This window comes from Streptomyces sp. NPDC004610 (assembly GCF_040609715.1).
Lineage (GTDB): Bacteria > Actinomycetota > Actinomycetes > Streptomycetales > Streptomycetaceae > Streptomyces.
In genome coordinates this window covers 39,713-58,136 of sequence record NZ_JBEXLA010000042.1, presented here as the reverse complement: position 1 = coordinate 58,136, position 18,424 = coordinate 39,713, and the positions used below count along the sequence as shown (strand labels likewise).

The 18,424-nt window shown below is 72.4% G+C and carries 14 protein-coding genes; 9 read left to right on the top strand and 5 right to left on the bottom strand.

What is annotated here, in order from left to right:
• Positions 1-266 precede the first annotated feature (266 nt).
• Together ABZX40_RS34960 and ABZX40_RS34955 are read right to left on the bottom strand one after the other, a co-directional pair.
• The gene (locus ABZX40_RS34960; protein WP_355746800.1) at positions 267-2,090 is read right to left on the bottom strand and encodes an MFS transporter; all 1,824 of its coding nucleotides are present in this window, start codon (positions 2,088-2,090) and stop codon (positions 267-269) included.
• A gap of 242 nt (positions 2,091-2,332) precedes the next feature.
• Positions 2,333-4,780 carry a D-alanyl-D-alanine carboxypeptidase gene (locus tag ABZX40_RS34955; protein WP_355746663.1) on the bottom strand — a complete coding sequence of 816 codons (2,448 nt, stop codon included), beginning with the start codon at positions 4,778-4,780 and terminating at the stop codon, positions 2,333-2,335.
• A gap of 191 nt (positions 4,781-4,971) precedes the next feature.
• Here ABZX40_RS34955 and ABZX40_RS34950 point away from each other — a divergent pair, with 191 nt between their 5' ends.
• The 3 genes from ABZX40_RS34950 to ABZX40_RS34940 all read left to right on the top strand — a co-directional run bounded on the left by ABZX40_RS34950 (position 4,972) and on the right by ABZX40_RS34940 (position 7,260).
• On the top strand, positions 4,972-5,724 hold the full coding sequence (locus ABZX40_RS34950) for a GPP34 family phosphoprotein (RefSeq protein WP_355746666.1): 753 nt from the start codon (positions 4,972-4,974) through the stop codon (positions 5,722-5,724).
• A 268-nt stretch (positions 5,725-5,992) separates the two neighbouring features.
• Complete coding sequence (locus ABZX40_RS34945; protein WP_355746669.1) at positions 5,993-6,862, top strand: helix-turn-helix transcriptional regulator; 870 nt, start codon at positions 5,993-5,995, stop codon at positions 6,860-6,862.
• Between the two features lie 206 nt (positions 6,863-7,068).
• Complete coding sequence (locus tag ABZX40_RS34940) at positions 7,069-7,260, top strand: DUF397 domain-containing protein (RefSeq protein ID WP_355746672.1); 192 nt, start codon at positions 7,069-7,071, stop codon at positions 7,258-7,260.
• A 452-nt stretch (positions 7,261-7,712) separates the two neighbouring features.
• Here ABZX40_RS34940 and ABZX40_RS34935 read toward each other — a convergent pair whose 3' ends face one another.
• Positions 7,713-8,207 (bottom strand): glutathione peroxidase, encoded by a 495-nt coding sequence (locus ABZX40_RS34935; protein WP_355746674.1) that lies wholly within the window; start codon positions 8,205-8,207, stop codon positions 7,713-7,715.
• 47 nt (positions 8,208-8,254) lie between these two features.
• The gene (locus ABZX40_RS34930; RefSeq protein ID WP_355746677.1) at positions 8,255-9,310 is read right to left on the bottom strand and encodes a helix-turn-helix domain-containing protein; all 1,056 of its coding nucleotides are present in this window, start codon (positions 9,308-9,310) and stop codon (positions 8,255-8,257) included.
• 82 nt (positions 9,311-9,392) lie between these two features.
• Here ABZX40_RS34930 and ABZX40_RS34925 point away from each other — a divergent pair, with 82 nt between their 5' ends.
• The 6 genes from ABZX40_RS34925 (at position 9,393) to ABZX40_RS34900 (ending at position 17,674) form a co-directional block, all read left to right on the top strand.
• The gene (locus tag ABZX40_RS34925) at positions 9,393-10,613 is read left to right on the top strand and encodes an MFS transporter (RefSeq protein WP_355746680.1); all 1,221 of its coding nucleotides are present in this window, start codon (positions 9,393-9,395) and stop codon (positions 10,611-10,613) included.
• Between the two features lie 135 nt (positions 10,614-10,748).
• Positions 10,749-11,522 (top strand): SAM-dependent methyltransferase, encoded by a 774-nt coding sequence (locus tag ABZX40_RS34920; protein ID WP_355746683.1) that lies wholly within the window; start codon positions 10,749-10,751, stop codon positions 11,520-11,522.
• 143 nt (positions 11,523-11,665) lie between these two features.
• Entirely contained in the window at positions 11,666-14,014 is a 2,349-nt protein-coding gene (locus ABZX40_RS34915) for a hypothetical protein (protein WP_355746686.1), read from the top strand.
• A gap of 77 nt (positions 14,015-14,091) precedes the next feature.
• Positions 14,092-14,520 (top strand): DUF5955 family protein, encoded by a 429-nt coding sequence (locus ABZX40_RS34910; protein WP_355746689.1) that lies wholly within the window; start codon positions 14,092-14,094, stop codon positions 14,518-14,520.
• 99 nt (positions 14,521-14,619) lie between these two features.
• The gene (locus ABZX40_RS34905) at positions 14,620-15,720 is read left to right on the top strand and encodes a PQQ-dependent sugar dehydrogenase (protein ID WP_355746692.1); all 1,101 of its coding nucleotides are present in this window, start codon (positions 14,620-14,622) and stop codon (positions 15,718-15,720) included.
• A gap of 166 nt (positions 15,721-15,886) precedes the next feature.
• Positions 15,887-17,674, top strand: a complete 1,788-nt coding sequence (locus ABZX40_RS34900) for a SpoIIE family protein phosphatase (protein WP_355746694.1) — start codon at positions 15,887-15,889, stop codon at positions 17,672-17,674.
• 33 nt (positions 17,675-17,707) lie between these two features.
• Here the strand turns inward: ABZX40_RS34900 and ABZX40_RS34895 are convergent, their stop codons facing one another.
• Positions 17,708-18,241, bottom strand: coding sequence for an N-acetyltransferase (locus tag ABZX40_RS34895; protein WP_355746697.1), 534 nt, complete (start codon positions 18,239-18,241; stop codon positions 17,708-17,710).
• Between the last annotated feature and the right edge of the window lie 183 nt (positions 18,242-18,424).

The window sequence follows — 18,424 nt, the reverse complement described above, 5'->3', positions numbered from 1 at the left end:
AATCCGTCTGCTGTTCCGGCTTGTGAACGCCTCGCGACGGCTCGCTCATCGTCCGGGCGTCGGCGCGGACACGACAAGAAAGCTGAGGGTCAAGAGAACGCAAAATCGTTCGCCTTGATGACTTCAGTTCATGGACGTGAATAAATGGAAGGAGAAAAGGGAGGGTGGAGAGAACAAGGGATGAGTAGGGAACGTGCACAGGACGAGCACAGGACGAGCAGAGGGCAGGGCCCGGAGAGGTAGGACCCGATGACGGAGCGGCAGCGCTACGGCTGCTCCACTCCCGGCACCCCCACGCGCAGCTCCTCCGGGCAGGGCGTCCCGCGCGGCAGCTGATAGGGCGCCCCCAGCCGGTACGTCCCGGCCTCCGGCGCCAGCAGCACCGTCCACTTGTCGCCCTGGGCGTCCTCCGCCGCCTCCATCACACACCCGTTGACATTGTCGAACGTCCTCGGTGTGCCCTCCGGGCGCTCCTTGGACGCCTCCGTCTCCTGCGGCGGCTCCACCCCGTTGCCGTCCGCGTCGACCAGCCCCAGCCACGGCGAGTACGGCACCCGGACCAGCACCTCGCCCGGCCGGCTCACCCGGATCGTCCAGCCCTCCTGCCCGGCCCGCTCCACCGTGGCCGGCGGATCCGCCAGCGGCGCCGGATCGGTCACCTCGAACAGCTGCCAGTTGGCGTCGCCCCAGATCTGCGTCAGATACGGCAGCCCGCGCTGCACCAGCTCCCGCTCCCGCTCACCGCCGTCCCCGTCCGGCGCCCCCTTGGGCAGCACCACGTAGTGCACGGCCCAGCGCTTGAGCCACTCGTGGTAGTTCGCCGAGTTGAGGGTGTCGTCGTAGAAGAGCGGATTGCGCTCCATGTCGGCCTGCCGGTTCCAGCCCCGCGCCAGATTCACATACGGGGCCAGCGCGGACGCCTCGCGGTGCGAGCGGGCCGGGACCACCTCCACCCGGCCCCGGTCGGCGCCGACCTCCTGCAACTCGTTCACCAGCGGCGCCAGCTCCCGCGCCCAGGACGCGGCCGGGGTGGTGTTCACCACGTCGTCCACCGACTTGTAGCCGATCCACACCATGAACCCCGCCGAGGCCACCACCAGCGCGTACCAGCGGCGCGAGCGCTCCACGGTGAACGGCAGCGCCGCCACCAGCGCCGCCCCCGCGAACAGCATCGGCAGCCGGGTGATGTTCGACCCGATCTGCGAACTGACCAGCCACACCAGCAGCACCGCCAGCGCGTACACCGCCGCCGTGATCCGCACGGTCTTCCACGCGGGCGGCACCGCCAGGAACACGAACACCGAGTAGAGCAGCGGCAGCGCCGCCGACCCGAACGACATCGGCTGCGTCCCGGAGAACGGGAACGCCCACGCCGACACCGCGACCACCGCCACCGGCGGCAGCCCCAGCACCCAGGCACCCGGCCGCCGCTTCTGGAGGAACAGCGCCGCCGCCACCAGCCCCACGAACAGCCCCGCCACCGGAGACGCCATGGTCGCCAGCGCGGCCAGCGGCGCCGCGCACAGCGCCTTCGCCACCCGCCGGTACCGCCAGCGGTACGGCCAGCAGAACACCGCCGCGACCGCGCCCAGCGCGAACAGCACCCCCAGCCCGAACGTCACCCGCCCCGAGGCCGCGTTGCACAGCAGCGCGAACACCCCGGCCAGCGACGCCCACAGCGGATTGCGCACCTCCCTGACCCTGACCAGGATGAACGCCAGCAGCGCCGCCGAGACCGTCCCGGCGATCATCATGGTCGTCCGCACCCCGAGCACGGACATCAGATACGGCGACACCGCGCTGTACGACACCGGATGCATCCCGCCGTACCAGGCCAGGTTGTACGCCGAGTCCGGATGCCGCCCGGCGAACTCCGCCCAGGCGTCCTGCGCCGCGAGATCACCACCGCTGTTGGCGAACGTGAAGAACCAGACGAGATGCAGCAGGGCGGCCAGCGCGGTCGAGAACAGCACCGGATGCGCCGACGGCCACCGGCGCAGCGCCGAGACGTCCCCGTCCTCTATTCGGCGGGGTCCCTCGCCCCGTCGCGCGTCCCTGTCCTCGGCGCGTGTCGGCTCCGCAGTGGCCACCTCAAGGCACTCCCCGTGTCCCGTCTTCTCCCGGCGTCGCATCACGTCCCCGGTGGTTCCGCCACCGGTCGCGCCCTGTTCTTCCCGGCTCCACCGTGCCGTCGCCATGCCCGCCGACCTGTCCCGATTCGTGACGCTAGCAGAGACCCCGCCGACGGGCTCCGGGGTGGGTGCCCGCCGACGGGGTCGGCCGACGCGGTTCAGCTGATGCCGTTCAGCCGATGCGGGTCAGCCGATACGGGTCAGCCGATGCGGGTCAGCTTGTCCGTCCAGGCCGGTTCCACCAGGTCCGCCTGGAGCGCCACCGGCACCGACACCGCGCCGCCGCTGCCGTCGCCCACGGTCAGCGAACCGACCTTGGTCCCGGCCTTCGCCGTGCGCGGCAGCTCGTCCTCCGTGAAGGACAGCTCCACCTCCAGACCGGACCAGCCGGCCGCGTTCACATCACGGGTCGCCACGACCGGCGTCCGCCCGCCGAGCCCGTCGTCCACATACCCGACGACATCGCCCTTCTTCAGCAGCGTCTGCGCGGTCAGCGCCTCCTGCGCGGCCCGGATGAGCCGGTCACCGGCGGAGAGCGCGCCCTGGAGGATGGTGTTGTCGGAACCGCCCGCCGGCTGCCGCACCACCGCGCCGACCACGGTCCGGGTCTCCCCGCCGACCTCCTTGGTCGCGGCGAAGAGCAGATTGCCGAGCGCGGAGGTGGTGGTGCCGGTCTTGATCCCGACGACACCGTTGCTGCCGACGATCTGGTTCCAGTTGGAGTGATTGACACCCTTGTAGTCGTCGTACGACATCATCGCGGCGACCTCGCGGAAGACCGGCATCTGCATCGCCGCCTTCCCCAGCTTCACCTGGTCCACGGCCGTCGACACCGTCGAGTCGTTCAGCCCCGAGGGGTCGGTGTAGGTGGTGTCGGTCATGCCGAGGTCCTCGGCGGTGGCATTCATCTTGTCCACGAACGCCTGGTCCGACCCGGCGTCCCAGCGGGCCAGCAGCCGGGCCACGTTGTTCGCCGATGCGATCAGGATGCTCTCCAGGGCCTCGCGCTGGGAGATCTGGTCCCCGGCGGTGACATCCACCGTCGACTCCTGACCGGCGTCCGACTCCTCCTCGGCGCGCTGGTCGATGTCGAGCATCCGGCCCTCCTCACCGCTCTTGAGCGGGTGGTCGCGCAGGATGATGTACGCCGTCATGACCTTGGCGACACTGGCGATCGGTACGGGCTTCTGCTCACCGGCCGAGCCGAACGAACCGATGCCCTGGACATCCAGCGCGGCCTGTCCGTCCTCCGGCCACGGGATGCTCACCTCGCCGCCCTCGAAGGTGTGGCTCTCCTGCGCGGTCAGCGCGAGGGTGGGCGACGGGACGGGGCGGACGGTCTGTACGACCGCAAACACGACGAGGAGCAGCAGGACCAGGGGGGTCCAGATCTTGACCCGGCGCACCACCGTGCGCAGGGGGGTCGCCGGGGGCGGGGGTGTGTTGGTCAGCTCGGCGAGGAGGTCGAGGGGGGGTTTGGGGGGGAGCGGTTGCTGGGTGGTGAACTCGGGGCCGACCTGGGGGATGGCGGTGGTGCGGGTCTGGCCGGCGGGGCGTTCTGCGGGGCGCTCCGCCGGGCGCTCCGCGGGGGTGTCGAGGGGCTTGAGGGCGACGAACTTGCTGGTGCGCTCCGCCTCCGGCGTGGGCGGGAGTTTCAGCATGGCGGTCGGCTGGTCGACGGGTTTGGCCTCGGCCTCGGATCCAGCCTCGGCTTCGCCTTCGGCCGGGTCTTGTTTCCCACCCGCACCGCCCGTGCGGGTCTCGTCGTCGGGTGCGGGTGGCCCCTGTGGGGCGGGATCGCCGTCGGCGGCAGCGGGCGCGTCCTCGGCGTCCTCCGGGGCGTTCTCGTCGTCCTCGTGTGCGTCCTCGGGGGCCGTCGCCCTGCTGCGGGCCTCCGCGGTGAGCGTCAGGGTGGCACCGGCGGGGGTGGGCTCGGGGGTGGCGGGCTTGTCGCTGTCTGCGATCCCGGTCCCGGTCCTGTCTTCGGGCCCTTCCTCGTCGGCGTCCTCCGGCGTCTGCGGAGCCTCCGCCTCCGGGGTGGCGTCCTCGGGGGGCGCGGCGTCCTCCGGGGCCTCCTGAGCGCCCTCAGGGGCGTCCTGGGCCCCTTCGGGGCCCTTCTCGGCGTCCTGGGGCTCCCCGGCGCCTTCAGCGGCGTCCTCGGCGGCCTCTACGCGCTCCCCGGCACCGACAACCGCGTCCTCTGGCTCCCCGGCGTCTGCAACCGCGTCCTCGGGCTCCCCGCCGTCAGCAGTCACCGCCTCCCGCTCCCCCGGCCCCCCGGCGTCCGTCAGCGAGCCGGGGCCGTCAGAGCCGTCAGAGCCGTCGGGGTCGGAGCCGGAATCGGAATCGGAATCGGAATCGGAGCCGGGGTCGGAATCGGGCTCCGGGGTGACCCAAGTCGCCACCGCCTCCCGCAGGCGGGACGTCTCCGTGGGGTCGTCGGGACCCTCGGGACCCTCGGGCTCCTCCGGCGTGGTCCTGGGCGGGACCGTCAGGACGCGGGTCGTCGAGTCCGTCGTCGCCCCGTCCGGGTGGGGCTGGTCGCGGGTGACGGCTACGCGGGGATCGGGAACCGGGGCCCCGTTCCCCGACGTCGGTTCTGCCGACGACTCGCGCTGCTTCGACCTGTCGGGGGACTCGCCCGCCACCGATGCCTCCTCTGCGCCGCACGCTTTCAGCGCGCTGTCCGAACCATGTACCAGTGTCCTGTGTGAGGGCTTGGCCCCTGCGGTAGACGAGAACGACATACCTACCGGTTCCACAACAAACAGGTCACGCACCCTCGACAGACCAATGTGAGAGGGGTCACCCTGTGATTCATCCACGCGGGGAGGCATGGATGGGCAGGAGCCGCAGAACAATTCCGGAGGAGCTTCTGCTGCTGGCGTTGGACCCGACCACGGGTACCACCGCACAGCCGCAGTCGCTCGACCTCGGTCTGGCCGGAGCACAGCTAGTAGAGCTGGCGCTGGCCGGACGGATAGCCCCAGACGGGGATCGTATCGCCGTGGTCGTACCACGGCCGACAGGAGATCCGACTCTGGACTGTGCGTTGGAGCTGCTGCGCAGGCGCGGCGCTCCGGTACGTGCTGTCCACTGGATCGGCGGACCCCGGCTGGGGCTCCGCCAGACGTATCTCTCGCATCTGGAGCGGTGCGGCATGGTGCATGCCGTGGCGGGCCAGATGTGCGGGGTGCTGCCGACGACTCGCTATCAGGCGACGGACACCGACATCAGCCGGGAGATCAGGTCCCGGCTGGACTCAGCGATCCGCACCGGTGTGCCACCGGACCCGCGGACCGCTGCGCTCGCCGCGCTGGCGCACGCGGTCGGTCTCGGCAAGCACCTGTATCCGGGCAACGAGGGCCGATCCTCGCGCTCCCGGCTACGGGATCTGATCCGGCACGACCCGATGGGCGGTCTCGTCGCGCACGCGGTGATGGACGTCCAGAACGGTGCGGCGGCACAGCCGCGCCGCAACCCGGCGACGGCCGCCCGACCGGCCCCGGCGGGCCGGCAGGCGGCGGAACCCGCCCGAGGAGTCCCGGCACAGCCGCGCCGGGGTTCCATGGCACGCGCCGTGGCTCACTGAGCCGCAGTCACGGCACACGCGTACGCCCCAGACCCGGTTCGGGAGCCGCTGGTCCGAGCGGGGCGGTGAGACCGTCATGGCCTCGCCGCCCCGCTCGGCCGTGTCCGCCGCCACGGTGAACGGGGTGGCGTGCGACGGCGTGAAGTGGTGTGTCCTCGCTGCATATCCGCCGTTTGCCAGCGGTGGTAAGCACCTTGGTGGCAGTCTGCTGAACAGCAGATACGCATAGTTGCAAGTTTTGAGGCACGCAGCCGGAGGTGCACGTCCCGTGGCGTCCAATGTCAATCCCACCGTCAGACGACGCCGGCTGGGCCAGGAGTTGCGCCGGCTCCGCGAACTGAAGGGCATGACCGCGGAGGAGGTCGCCGAGCGGCTGCTGGTCTCCCAGTCGAAGATCAGCCGGCTGGAGAACGGGCGGCGCAGCATCAGCCAGCGCGATGTCCGCGACCTGTGCGGGGTGTACGAGGTCGAGGACATCAGGATCGTCGAATCGCTGATGCAGATGGCCAAGGACTCCCGCCAGCAGGGCTGGTGGCACTCCTTCGGCGACATCCCCTACAGCGTCTACATCGGCCTGGAGACCGACGCCGCGAGCCTGCGCGTGTACGACCCGCAGGTCGTCCCCGGGCTGCTCCAGACCCGGGGTTACGCCGAGTCGCTGATCATGGGCGCGCTGCCGGAGGCGGCCGGGGCGGACATCGACAAGCGCGTACAGGTCCGGATGCGGCGGCAGGAACGTATTTCTGCCGCCGAGAACCCGCTGCGGCTGTGGGCGGTGCTGGACGAGGCGGCGCTCCGCCGCGAGGTGGGCAACAAGCAGGTGATGATCGAGCAGCTGGAGCATCTGCTGGAGATGTCCCAGCTGCCGCATGTCACCGTGCAGGTCATCCCGTTCTCCATGGGCGCCCACCCGGGTGTCAGCGGCCAGTACGCGATCCTGGAGTTCCCGGACGCGGCCGACTCCAGCGTGGTCTACATCGAGGGTGTCACCAGCGATCTGTATCTGGAGAAGCCGCAGGACGTCGGCAAGTACAGCGTGATGTACGAGCATCTGCGGGCGCAGGCGCTGAATGTGGAGCAGACCCGCCAGTTCATCGCCGACACGGCGAAGGAGTACGCCCGGGAGTCGGCGGGCTGAGCCCTCGCCCGGCACGGCGGGGCAGTGTAAGGGGTGGCGCGGCCGGGAGGGAAGGTTCTACCGGAATATGCCCCCCGGTCGAGTGAATGGCAGCTCCGTTCAGCGGCGTTGGCGAGTAGCGTCGATCACGCCATCCACTGATGTGGATGGCGCAAACCGTGTGCCGCACGGTGACAGCAACTCAGCAACTGCTTACCGGAGCGAAAATGGCAATCACACAGGGCGCGACGGACACCTGGGTCAAGTCGTCCTACTCCCAGGGCAATGGCGCGTGCGTCGAGATCAAGTCCCCTGTCCGGTCGGCGATGGCCGTCCGGGACTCCAAGGTCCACGACGGCCCCGTCCTCGCCTTCCCCGCGACCGCGTGGAACGAGTTCGTGGACTCGGTCAAGGCGTAACGGGAGGATCTCTCCGATCCTGCGCCACCTCCTACGACCACAACTCAACAAGCACCACCCACGAGCCCTCTCGACCAGCCCGCCGTCCTTGCCGAGAGGGCTCGGCCCCTGCCCGGACCCCCGCGGCGGCGGCCAAGTCCTCCATGGCGGCTACGGCGGCTACGGCACGGGAGCGCGGCCGGGAGCGCGGCCGGGAACACGATCTTCCTCCCCGACAGCCAACCACCCAGGTACGCGGCGAGCGTGCGCTGTCCGGCGGCCCTGGTCTCCACCCGGGCCCGGCGCAGGGCCTCGGGGGAGAGCCGGGCGCGGACGGCGAAGGCACCGATGGTGAGCGGCCCGGTGCCGTCACCGTCTCCCTGTGCCGGTTCGTCGTGCATGCCGCCCTCCTCCGTCACCGGGCGCGGTCGGCCCGGTGACACAGGACGCTCGGGTCTGCCCCAGGGGCGAGGTCAACCCAGCTGGGCCTCCACGGCGGCGGTCAGCTCGGCGGACTCGGGGTCGGTCCCCGGGGCGAACCGGGCGACGACGGTGCCGTCCCGGCCGATCAGGAACTTCTCGAAGTTCCAGCGGATGTCACCGCTGTGCCCCTCGGCGTCGGCGAAGCCGGTGAGCAGGGCGTAGAGGGGGTGGCGGGCGTCCCCGTTGACCTCGATCTTCTCGGTCAGGGGGAAGGTGACGCCGTAGGTCGCGGAGCAGAACTCGGCGATCTCCCCGGCGCTGCCGGGCTCCTGCCCGGCGAACTGGTTGCAGGGCACGCCGAGCACGGTCAGCCCGCGCTCGGCATAGCGCCGCTGGAGCCGCTCAAGGCCGGCGTACTGCGGGGTGAGACCGCACTTGGAGGCCACGTTGACGATGAGCACGGGCCGGCCGGTGTACTGGGCGAGGTCGGCGGGGGTGCCGTCGAGGGCGTGGATGTCGACGTCGAATACGGAGTTAGCCGTCATGGGGAGAGCGTAGGCCGCGGCCGTTTTCCGCCGGTTTCCAGGGGGCGCTACGGGTGGCGGTGCGGGCTCGCGTCCAGCAGGACCTGACCGGCGGCGGTCCGCTCGTAGTAGACGGAACGCCCGGCCGGACGGCGTTCGATCAGCCCGGCGTCGCGCAGGACGCGCAGATGGCGGCCGACGGAACCGAGCGGCTGCCCGGTGAGGGCGGTGAGCTGGGTGGTGGTCATCGGGGTGGCCAGCAGGGCGAGCACCCGGGCACGGGCGGCCCCGAGAAGGGTGGCGAGGGCGGCGGCGGGCGCCGGGGCCCGGCCGGGGTCGTGGGCGAGGGTGCCGGCGCAGGGGTAGATGAGGGCGTAGGAGCCGGCGGAGGCTGATCCGGATTCCGACCCGGAGGCCATGCCGGATCCCGCGCCGGATTCCGACCCGGAGTTTGGTTGTTCCCCCTCCTCCCAGGAGACCCAGCCGGTCTGTGGGGTGACCGGGACCAGGAAGAGCTGGGCGCCGGAGATCTCGCGGGGCGGGTACTCGTGGTGGTTGACCTGGAGGCGGCTCCCGCCCAGCCAGCGGGTGCCGGGCCGCAGTTCGTCCAGCACGCCCGCCCAGCCGCCCCGGCTGACCCGGGCGGTACGGGCGATGACATCGGCCTCCAGGATCCGTCTGCGCCGGGGCCAGGAGGGCCGTACGGCGTCCTCCCAGACCTGGGTGAGGAGGCGGGCGGCGCGGTCGGGGAGGTCGTCGCGGTCGAGGGCGGGCGGGAGGGGCCCGGCGAGGGCGACCCGCAGATGGGCGCGGGCGGCGGCGGGGTCGGCGCCCCGGACCCGGGCGAGCGCGTCCTCGAAGGTCTCGCCGTCGAGGGGGGTGGGGGTGAGGAAGTCGGCGATCCACTCCCGGCCCAGCCCGGCCCGGACCAGCAGCGCGGTCACCGGGTCGGCGGCGAGCCGGGCCCGGTGGGCGAGGAGGTGGGCGCGCAGCCACGCCTGTTCGCCGGGGTGGGAGCCGGTCCCGGCGTGCAGCAGCTTCAGGGCGGCGAAGGTCTCCGCGAGCGGGGAGAGCAGGAAGCGGCTGCGGGCGAGGGTGTCGGCGTTGACCTGCCACCACCCCATGGGACCGGCCCCCTCCTCGACCACGTTTCGCGTACCGGCGAAACATTATCGGCCCGGTCGGGAGCCGTCCCAGACTCCGCGCATGCCAAGCACGTACCGGGAGTTGTTCCGTACGCCGGAGTTCCGGCCGCTGTTCGTGAGTACGGGGGCGCAGGTCGCGGCGCAGACGGTGAGCGGTCTGGCCCTGGCCACCCTGGTCTACGGGGCGACCGCGTCCCCGCTGCTCTCCGCCCTCAGTATGTTCGGCCCGTCGCTGGCGCAGATGCTGGGGGCGACGTTCTTGCTCTCCGCCGCGGACCGGCTGCCGCCGAGAGCGGCACTGACGGCGGCGTCCCTCGCCTTCGCGGCGGGCACGGCGGTCCTGGCGCTCCCGTCCCTGCCCCTGGGGGCGGTCTTCGCGGTGATCCTCGTCCAGGGCCTGGTCGCGTCGGTGGGCGGCGGGGTCCGCTGGGGCCTGCTGAACGAGATCCTGACCAGGGAGAGCTACGTCCTGGGCCGCTCGGTCTTCAACGTCATGAACGGCCTGACCCAGATCACGGGCTTCGCGACCGGCGCCGCGCTCCTGACCCTGCTCTCCCCCCGCCCCACCCTGCTCCTCGCTGCCGCCCTCCACCTCCTGGCGGCCCTGACGGCGGCCGTCGGCCTCACCCCCCGCCGCGCCCGATCCACCGACCGCCCCTCGATCCGCGCGACCTGGCGCACCAACACCCTGCTCTGGTCCTCCCGGCCCCGCCGCCTCACCTACCTCGGCCTGTGGATCCCCAACGGCCTGGTCGTCGGCTGCGAGTCCCTCTTCGTCGCCTACGACCCCGGCTCCGCGGGCACCCTCTTCGCCTGCGCGGCGCTCGGCATGCTCATCGGCGACGTCTGGGTGGGCCGCTTCCTCACCCCGGCCCGCCGCGCCCGCCTGGCCCACCCCCTCCTGCTGCTCCTGGCGGCCCCGTACGCCCTCTTCGTCCTGCACCCCTCCCTCCCCCTGGCCGCGACCCTCGCCACCCTCGCCTCCACCGGCTTCGCCGCGAGCCTGATCCAGCAGGAACACCTGATGTCCCTCACCCCACCCCACCTCTCCGGCCAGGCCCTCGGCCTCCACTCCGCGGGCATGCTCACCGCGCAGGGCACATCAGCGACCTTGGCCGGCACGATCGCCCAGTTCACGTCCCCGGGCACGGCGATGACGACCCTGGCGACGGCGTCGGTGGCGGTGACCGGGGGGTTGGTGGTGGCGGGGCGCCGACGGGGGCGGAGGGGGAGCCGACCTGAGGAGGGGAGGGTCCGAAGGCGGGATGAGAGGGCGGGATGAGAGGGAGAGGGTGGCGGGCCGGGCGGCCTCTCCCTCTCCCGCCCCGGCCCGGTTCCTTCCTCGGAGTGCGCGCCTCCCCCCGCTCCCCGCCCCTACGTTGGGAGCCACGTCATTGCCGAGCCCCAGGGAGTTTTCATGCCGGTGGATCCCGTGATGGTCAACAGTGAGGTTCCGCATTCCGCTCGGATCTGGAACTACTGGCTGGGTGGGAAGGACTGCTACGAGGTCGACCAGGAGGTGGGGGACCGGATTCGGGAGGGGAATCCGGCGATCATCGAGATCGCGCGGGCGCAGCGGGCGTTTCTGGTGCGGGCCGTGGAGTATCTGGTGCGGGAGGCCGGGGTGCGGCAGTTCCTGGATGTGGGGACCGGGCTGCCGACCGCCGACAACACCCATGAGGTCGCCCAGCGGCTCGATCCGGCGGCCCGGATCGTGTACGTCGACCACGACCCGATCGTGCTCGCGCACGCCGAGGCGCTGCTGACCACCACGCCCGAGGGGGCCACCGCCTATGTCGACGCCGATCTGCGCGACCCGGAGGGGATTCTCGCGCAGGCCGCCGGGACGCTGGACCTCGCCGAGCCCGTCGCGCTGATGCTGCTCGGCATCACCGCGCACATCACGGACGACTCGGTGTACGGGATCGTCGGCCGGCTGATGGACGCGCTGCCCGCCGGGAGTCATCTGGTGCTGTGCGACGACACCGAGGTGATCCGGCCCGAGGCGATGCGGCGGATGATCGAGGACTGGAACCGGGCCGGTGACAATCCCCGGGTCAACCGCAGCCCGCGGGAGATCGCGCGGTTCTTCGCGGGGCTTGAGGTGGTCGAGCCCGGGGTCGTGTCGGTCAGCCGGTGGCGGGGTGAGGGTGAGGAAGTTGATGACTTTGGTGGGGTGGGGAGGAAGTAGGGAGGTGAGGGGGGAAGTGGGTCGGCTCTTGGCTCAACTTCATCTGTGTTTACGGGAGTTCACCTGATTTTCGGTCTCGTTCGCCGGGCGCGGGCCTACAGTGACCGCACCCGTACCGGGGGAGCGGCGAGAGGGGGACGCCCGTGTCCGTGCGCAGAAGGATCGTCCTGCTGTGTGTCCTCCTCGCGGTGCTCGGCGGCCCCTGGGCGCAGGATGCCCGGCTCGACCTGTACGAGGACCTCTACGACAACGCGTTCGCGCGCTGGCTCCTCGACGCGCTCTTCCTCGTCAGCTGGGACACCGCCGACGACAGCCTCCTCGGTACCGAGTACGTCGTCGTCACCGGTCTCAGCGCCGCTCTGCTCCTCGCCCTGTTCGCCTTCCTCGCCCTGCGGTTCACCGGGCGGGGGACCACCGGGTGGGCGCGGGCGCTCGCCGTCGGGCTGCTCGCCGGGCAGCTCGGCGGGTTCGTGCGCTGGGTACTGCTCTCCTCGTTCACCGTCGCCCTGGAGATGGAGTTCTGGCCCGAAGGCGCCCTGCGCGGTCTGCTCCGCGGCGCCGCCCTCGACTTCGGGCTCCTCGCCGGCATCCTGCTCGCCCTGCTCACCGCCGGGTTGCCCCGCCCCACCGCCGCAGCCGCGACGCTCCGCCGCCCGATCAGGAAGGGGAGCGTCGGCATGACGACTCCGCAACCGCACATGCCGGTCGGACGCGAGCCGGGCGATGTCACCCGGTATCTGTGCGCCGCCGCCCATGTCGACGAGGACTTCGCCGAGCGGATCGTCGAGGAGGTCGTCGCCGACGAGGCCAGCGCCGCCGCGCCCTCGCCCGATGTCGACCTGGTCGCCGTCGCCCACCACAGCCTCGCCGCCCAGGAGATCCGGTACGCCCGCGATCTCCGGCTCACCGCCGCCTGCGGCGCGGTCCTGCTCTGCGCCCCGCTCTGGGTGGTGCTGCCCGCCGCGCTCGTCGCCGTCGCCTCCGCCGCCGGGCGCTCCCGGCCCAGCCTCGCCACCCGCGGCAGCCGTCCGCCCACCCGCCGGGCCCTGACCGGTGCCGCCCTCGGTGCCGCCGTCGCGGTCTTCTGCGCCTTCCTCGTCGCCTTCACCCTCGGCCGGCTCGGCCTGTCCGGCTTCCCCGCCTGGCTGTTCGGCGGCTACGGCGGCGGACTCCCGGCCCTCCTGATCGCCCTGGCCGCTACGGCGTACGCGTATGTCATCGTCGTCCAGCACGACATCGCGACCGATCGGCGGCTGCGGGCCGGGATGACCCGGGAGCGCTTCTACCGGTTGCCGCTGCCGCCGCTCCCGCCCCGCCCCTGGATCGCCGACCGGATGGCCGCCCTGCGCGAGGCCCGCGACGGCAATGTCACCGTCTACAGCGGTTACACGCCGTTCAAGGGCTACGCGCGGACCGACTCCACCTGGTCCCTCGCCGTCCCCCTGCTGCCCGCCGACGAGCCCCCGGGCGGGACCTCGGGCGGGACTCCGGGCCGGACGCCGGGCGCCGCCGACGAGCCCCGGCCCTTCGCCGTCACCGAACTCATCGATCATGTACGTGAACAGCTGCGGGGTGTCGCCGCCCGGAGTGAGGGCGGTGAGGGGGGCGGTGACGAGGGCCCTCGCGGGGGTGGTGACGAGGGCAGGGTCGCCGGGGAGAGTCTTTCGTCGCTCACCATCGAGGACCGGGTCTTCGTCGCCGGCACCAGCGTCGCCGACGACAGCCGGTTCATCCAGCCGGACCGGCTCACCCCCACCGCCCGCCTCACCCCCGAGGCCGTCGAGCAGATCATGCTCCACCCCACCGGCGCGGTCCGGCACTATCTCGCCGTCCATGTGCCGCTCTGGGGCGGGGACGTCGTCCCCAGCGTCTTCCTGCACTTCTCCACCGCCGGGCGCACCCTCCATCTGCACTGCGACAACCATGTCCTCAGCCCCGTCGCCGCCCGCTACCACCTGGTGGACCGGTTGCGCGGGCCGCTCTCCCGGGACGACGAGCGCGGTCTGCTGCTCGCCGCGCTCCCCCGTACCGGCCGGGCCCTCTACCGCGCCCCCCGCGCCGCCCTGCGCCACCTCCGCTTCGAGCACCGGCACAACCGCCGGATGCTGGACGAACTGACCGCGATGGAGCAGGACCCGGTCTACGACTTCGGCGCCCGGGTCAGCGTCCGCGAACTGGGGCTCAGCCCCGAGTACCACAACTACTTCCAGGTCGTGGACGCCACCCGCATCGTCGCCACCGTCCAGCGCCACACCCTCGCCGCGATCCGCGCGTTCCTCGACGCCCGCGGCTATGACACCACCGACTTCCGCAGCCAGCAGCAGACCATCCTCAACCAGGGGCTCATCCAGCAGGGCGGCACCAGCATCATCGGCAACCAGGCCATCGGCGCCGGGGCCACCGCCACCCAGCAGGTGGGGCGGCAGGCCGGACCCGCGCGGGGGACGGCGGGAGCGGGCGCCGGATCGGGGACCTCCGGCGCCGGTGAGTGACAAGACGCAGTTACCAGCGACCAGTTACCGGTTACCAGGGACCAGGGACCAGGGACGATGAGTGAAGGAGGTCCGGCATGGGTGAGGACGACAGCCGTGAGGGCGACAGCCGTGACGCCCGGCGGGTCCAACCGCCGGTCAATCATGGCGTGGTGATCCAGGGCGGTACCCACTACGTCGGCAACCAGGCCGTCGGCCACCGCGCCCAGGCGTTCTCCGGCACGGTCGGCTTCCAGCAGCACGGCGGCGCCGAGGCCGCCCGCACCGCCGAACTCCTCGCCCTGGTCGAGCGGTTGCTCCAGGAGCACCGGGAGGACCTCGCCGACCCCGACGCCAGCACCCGCGAACTGCGGCGGCTGCGCGAGGAACTGGACGAGGCGGAGCCCCAGCCGACGGTCCTGCGCCGCGCCCTGGACCGGCTGACCGCCTTCGCCCAGCCGGTCGCGCCGCTCGCGGTGGCGGTGGGGGAGCTGTCGACCACGGTGCGCGGGGTGCTGGGGGCCTGAGGGGGCGTTCGGGGGATTGACCGCGTGCGTTCCGTTGGCAATGCTGAGGTCAAGGGTCGCAGGACTGGACCAAGTCCACATCCATGAACGAGGGTGACAATGACCATCCCCCTGTTCCGGCTGCTGACGACCGGCGCCCTGCTGGCCGGCGGCCTGGCGGCGACGGGCGCCGCCCCCACCGCCGTACCCCCCACCGCCGTACCCCCCGCCCCCACCGCCGTACCGACCACCGTCACCCCCCTCACCACCGGCCTCAGCGTGCCCTGGGGGCTGGCCTGGCTGCCGGACGGGTCCCACGCGCTGGTCACCGAGCGCGACGACTTCCGGGTCTGGAAGGTCACCCCGAGCGGCCAGAAGACCCAGGTCGGCACCGTCCCCAACAGCCAGACCACGGGCGGCGAGGGCGGGCTGATGGGCGTCGCCGTCGACCCGGCCTGGGCGACCACCCGGCACGTCTACTTCATGCACACCGCGGCGGAGGGCAACCGCGTCGCCCGGATGACCTACGACGGCACCTCCCTCACCGGCTACACGGTGATCCTCCAGGGCATCCAGAAGGCCCGCTACCACAACGGCGGACGCCTCGCCTTCGGCCCCGACGGCCATCTCTACGTCGCCACCGGTGACGCCCAGAACACCGCCCTGGCCCAGGACCGTGCCTCCCTCAACGGCAAGATCCTGCGGATCACCAGGACGGGCGCCCCGGCGCCGGGCAACCCCTTCGGCACCGCCGTCTACAGCCTCGGCCACCGCAACCCGCAGGGCCTGGCCTTCGACCGCAACGGGCGCCTGTGGGAGGCGGAGTTCGGCGACACCCGCTTCGACGAGCTGAACCTGATCAAACCCGGCGCCAACTACGGCTGGCCCACCTGCGAGGGCACCTGCTCGACCGCCGGGATGACCAACCCCCGGAAGACCTGGACCACCGGCGAGGCATCCCCCAGCGGCATCGCCATCGCCGACAACGTCGTCTACATGGCCGCCCTGCGCGGCCAGCGCCTGTGGCGCGTCCCCATCGACGGCGACACCGAGAACGTCGGCACGGCCACCGCCTACTACGTCGGCACCTACGGCCGTCTCCGCACGGTCGTCACCACCCCCGGCACCGCACCCCAGCTCTGGCTGACGACGACGAACGCCGACGCGAACGGCGGCCAGCCGGACGGGGCGGACCGCATCCTGCGAGTGACCCTGGCCTGACGCCCACCCCCCCCGTCTCCCCCCCCTATTTCCCCCCTGTCTCCCCCCATCCGAGCCCTCTCGCCCCCCGCCCCCGGCTCACCCGCCCGGCGGTACGCTGCGGTGCGCGCGCGGCGGATCCCGAAGGATCGTGCGACCGGGGTCCGATGGACGGGGAGGCAGGGGCGTGGCAGGCTCGGAGAAGATGGACGAGGGCAGCCGCGAAGGGCCCCCACCAGGGCCCTCGGCAGATCCTGAGCACCTCCCTGACGTACGTGGCGCGCTGGAAGCCATCGGGGCCGGGGCCTATGTCGTGGACGAACAGGGCTGCATCCTGGTCTCCAATGAGCACGCCCAGCGGCTGCTGCGCCGCTCCGGCGCCGAACTGGCCGGGCACGACGCCCATGACCTGCTGCACCGCGGACCGCACGGACAGCCGCTGCCCCGCACCCAGTGCGCGATGCGGCGGGCGTTCCACACCGGCGGGACCGCGCAGGCCGACGAGGACTGGTTCGCCCGTGGCGACGGCACCCTGCTGCGGATCTCCTGGCTGGTCACCCCGTACGCGCTCGGCGACGGACGGCAGGGCACGCTGGTCGTCTTCCACCCCGCCCCGGCACCGGCGCCCGGCGAGCCCGCGGAGACCGGGGCGCTGCCGCAGCTGGAGCGGCTGGCGCTGCTCGCCGAGACGACCACACAGCTCAGCACCACCCTCGATGTCGATGAGGCGCTGGCGCGGATGGCGGAGCTGATCGTGCCGCGCCTCGCGGACTGGGCGATCGTCGATCTGATCACCGAGCGCGACGAGGTGTGGCGCACCGTGGTGGCGCACGCCGAGGACGGCGGCGTCGCCCGCCGGGAGGACCTCCAGGGTCCGATGCCGCCGATCCCCGAGGACTCCCCGTTGCCCCTGTCCCGGGCCCTGCGCGGGGTGGCCTCCACCCTCACCGGCCCGCAGGTCTACCAGGGCGCGCCGGACTCGGGCATGGCCGTCGAGCAGCGGCATCTCTTCGAGTCCACCGGCATCCACTCGGCGGCCATGGTGTCGCTGCGCAGCGCCCGTGAGGTGCTGGGCGCGGTGACGCTGGGCCGGGCCGAGAACCCGGTGGCGTTCACCCCGACCGATCTGTCCCTGCTGGAGGACATCGCCCGCCGCGCCGGGCTCGCCCTGGACAACGCCCGCCTCTACCAGCGGCAGCGGGCGGTCGCCGAGACCATGCAGAAGCATCTGCTGCCCCAGATGCCCCGCGTGCCCGACCTCAGGATGGCCGTCCGCTACCAGGCGGCCCCGGACGCCTCCCAGGTCGGCGGCGACTGGTACGACGCCTTCCGGCTCTCCGACGGCTCCACCGCGCTGGTCATCGGCGATGTCGTCGGCCACGATCTGGAGGCCGCGGCGGGCATGGCCCAGATACGCAACATGCTGCGCGCCTACGCCTGGTCCGCGCACGAACCGCCCAGCCGGATCGTGGCCCGCCTGGACGAGGCGCTCCAGCACATCACCGATGTCACCATGGCGACGCTGGTCTTCGCCCGCATCGAGCGCGGCGACGGCGACGGCGACCATGACGGCGATGGCGACCGCGACCGCGCCGGCGACCGCGACGGCCACTGGCGGCTGTCCTGGACCAACGCCGGCCATCCCCCACCGCTGCTGATCAGCCACGACGGGGTCGCCGACTATCTCACCGACGGCCACGGCATCCTGCTCGGCGCCGGAGCCGACCTCCCGCGCACCGACGCCACCCGGACCCTGCCGCCCGGCTCCACCCTCGTCCTCTACACCGACGGCCTCATCGAGGCCCCCGGCCACCCCCTGGACGAGGGCCTGGACCGCCTCCGCCGCCACGCCGCCGCCCTCGCCCACCGCCCCCTGGGCCCCTTCACCGACCAGCTCCTGCACCGGGTGCGCTACCCGGAGAACGACGACGACGTGGCGGTACTGGCGCTGCGGACGCCGGGCCGCGACCGGTGACCCGGATCCCCTGATCCCCGGACCGTCGGACGCTCAGATCCCGAACGGCGCCGCGTACCGGATCGTCCCGCCGGGCAGCGGGTCCCCCGGGGTGAGGCTCAGGGCCATCAGTGCCTCGTCGGGGACGTCGAGGGTGATGGAGATGCCGTGCGCGGAGGCGCGGGTGAAGCCGAAGCGGGGGTAGTACTCCGGATGCCCCAGCACCGTCACGAAGCGCTCCCCGCGCTCCGCCGCCGCCGTCAGCGCCGCCCGGATCGCGGCGGACCCGGCGCCGCCGCGCTGGTACTCCGGGAGCACCGAGCACGGGGCCAGGCACAGGGCGGGGGCGTCCCCGATATGACACCGGGTGAGCAGCGCGTGCCCGACGACCTTGCCGTCCCCGTCCTCGTCCCCGTCGACGGAGACGACTGACAGCCCGTCGATCCAGGAGGGGTCGGCCCGCAGCGCGTCGACCAGTTCCGCCTCCTCCGGCCTCCCGAAGGCCGCGCGGACGACTTCCCGGACGGCGGGGATGTCGGCGGGGGTCTCGGGACGGGTGGTCCAGGCGGAATCGGTCGTCTGCGACATACGGCTGCTGCTTTCGTTCGGGAACGGCCGGCCCGGCGGACATCTCCTGCCCGGCCGGGGGACCTCCGCGCGCTCGCGGGAGCGGGCGACGGCCCCGAGCCGCGACTGTAGTACGGGAGCAGGGGAGCAGCGCGGGAGCACGGGCGGACGGGCCTGGGCGGAAAGCCCGAGTGGCGCCGCCGG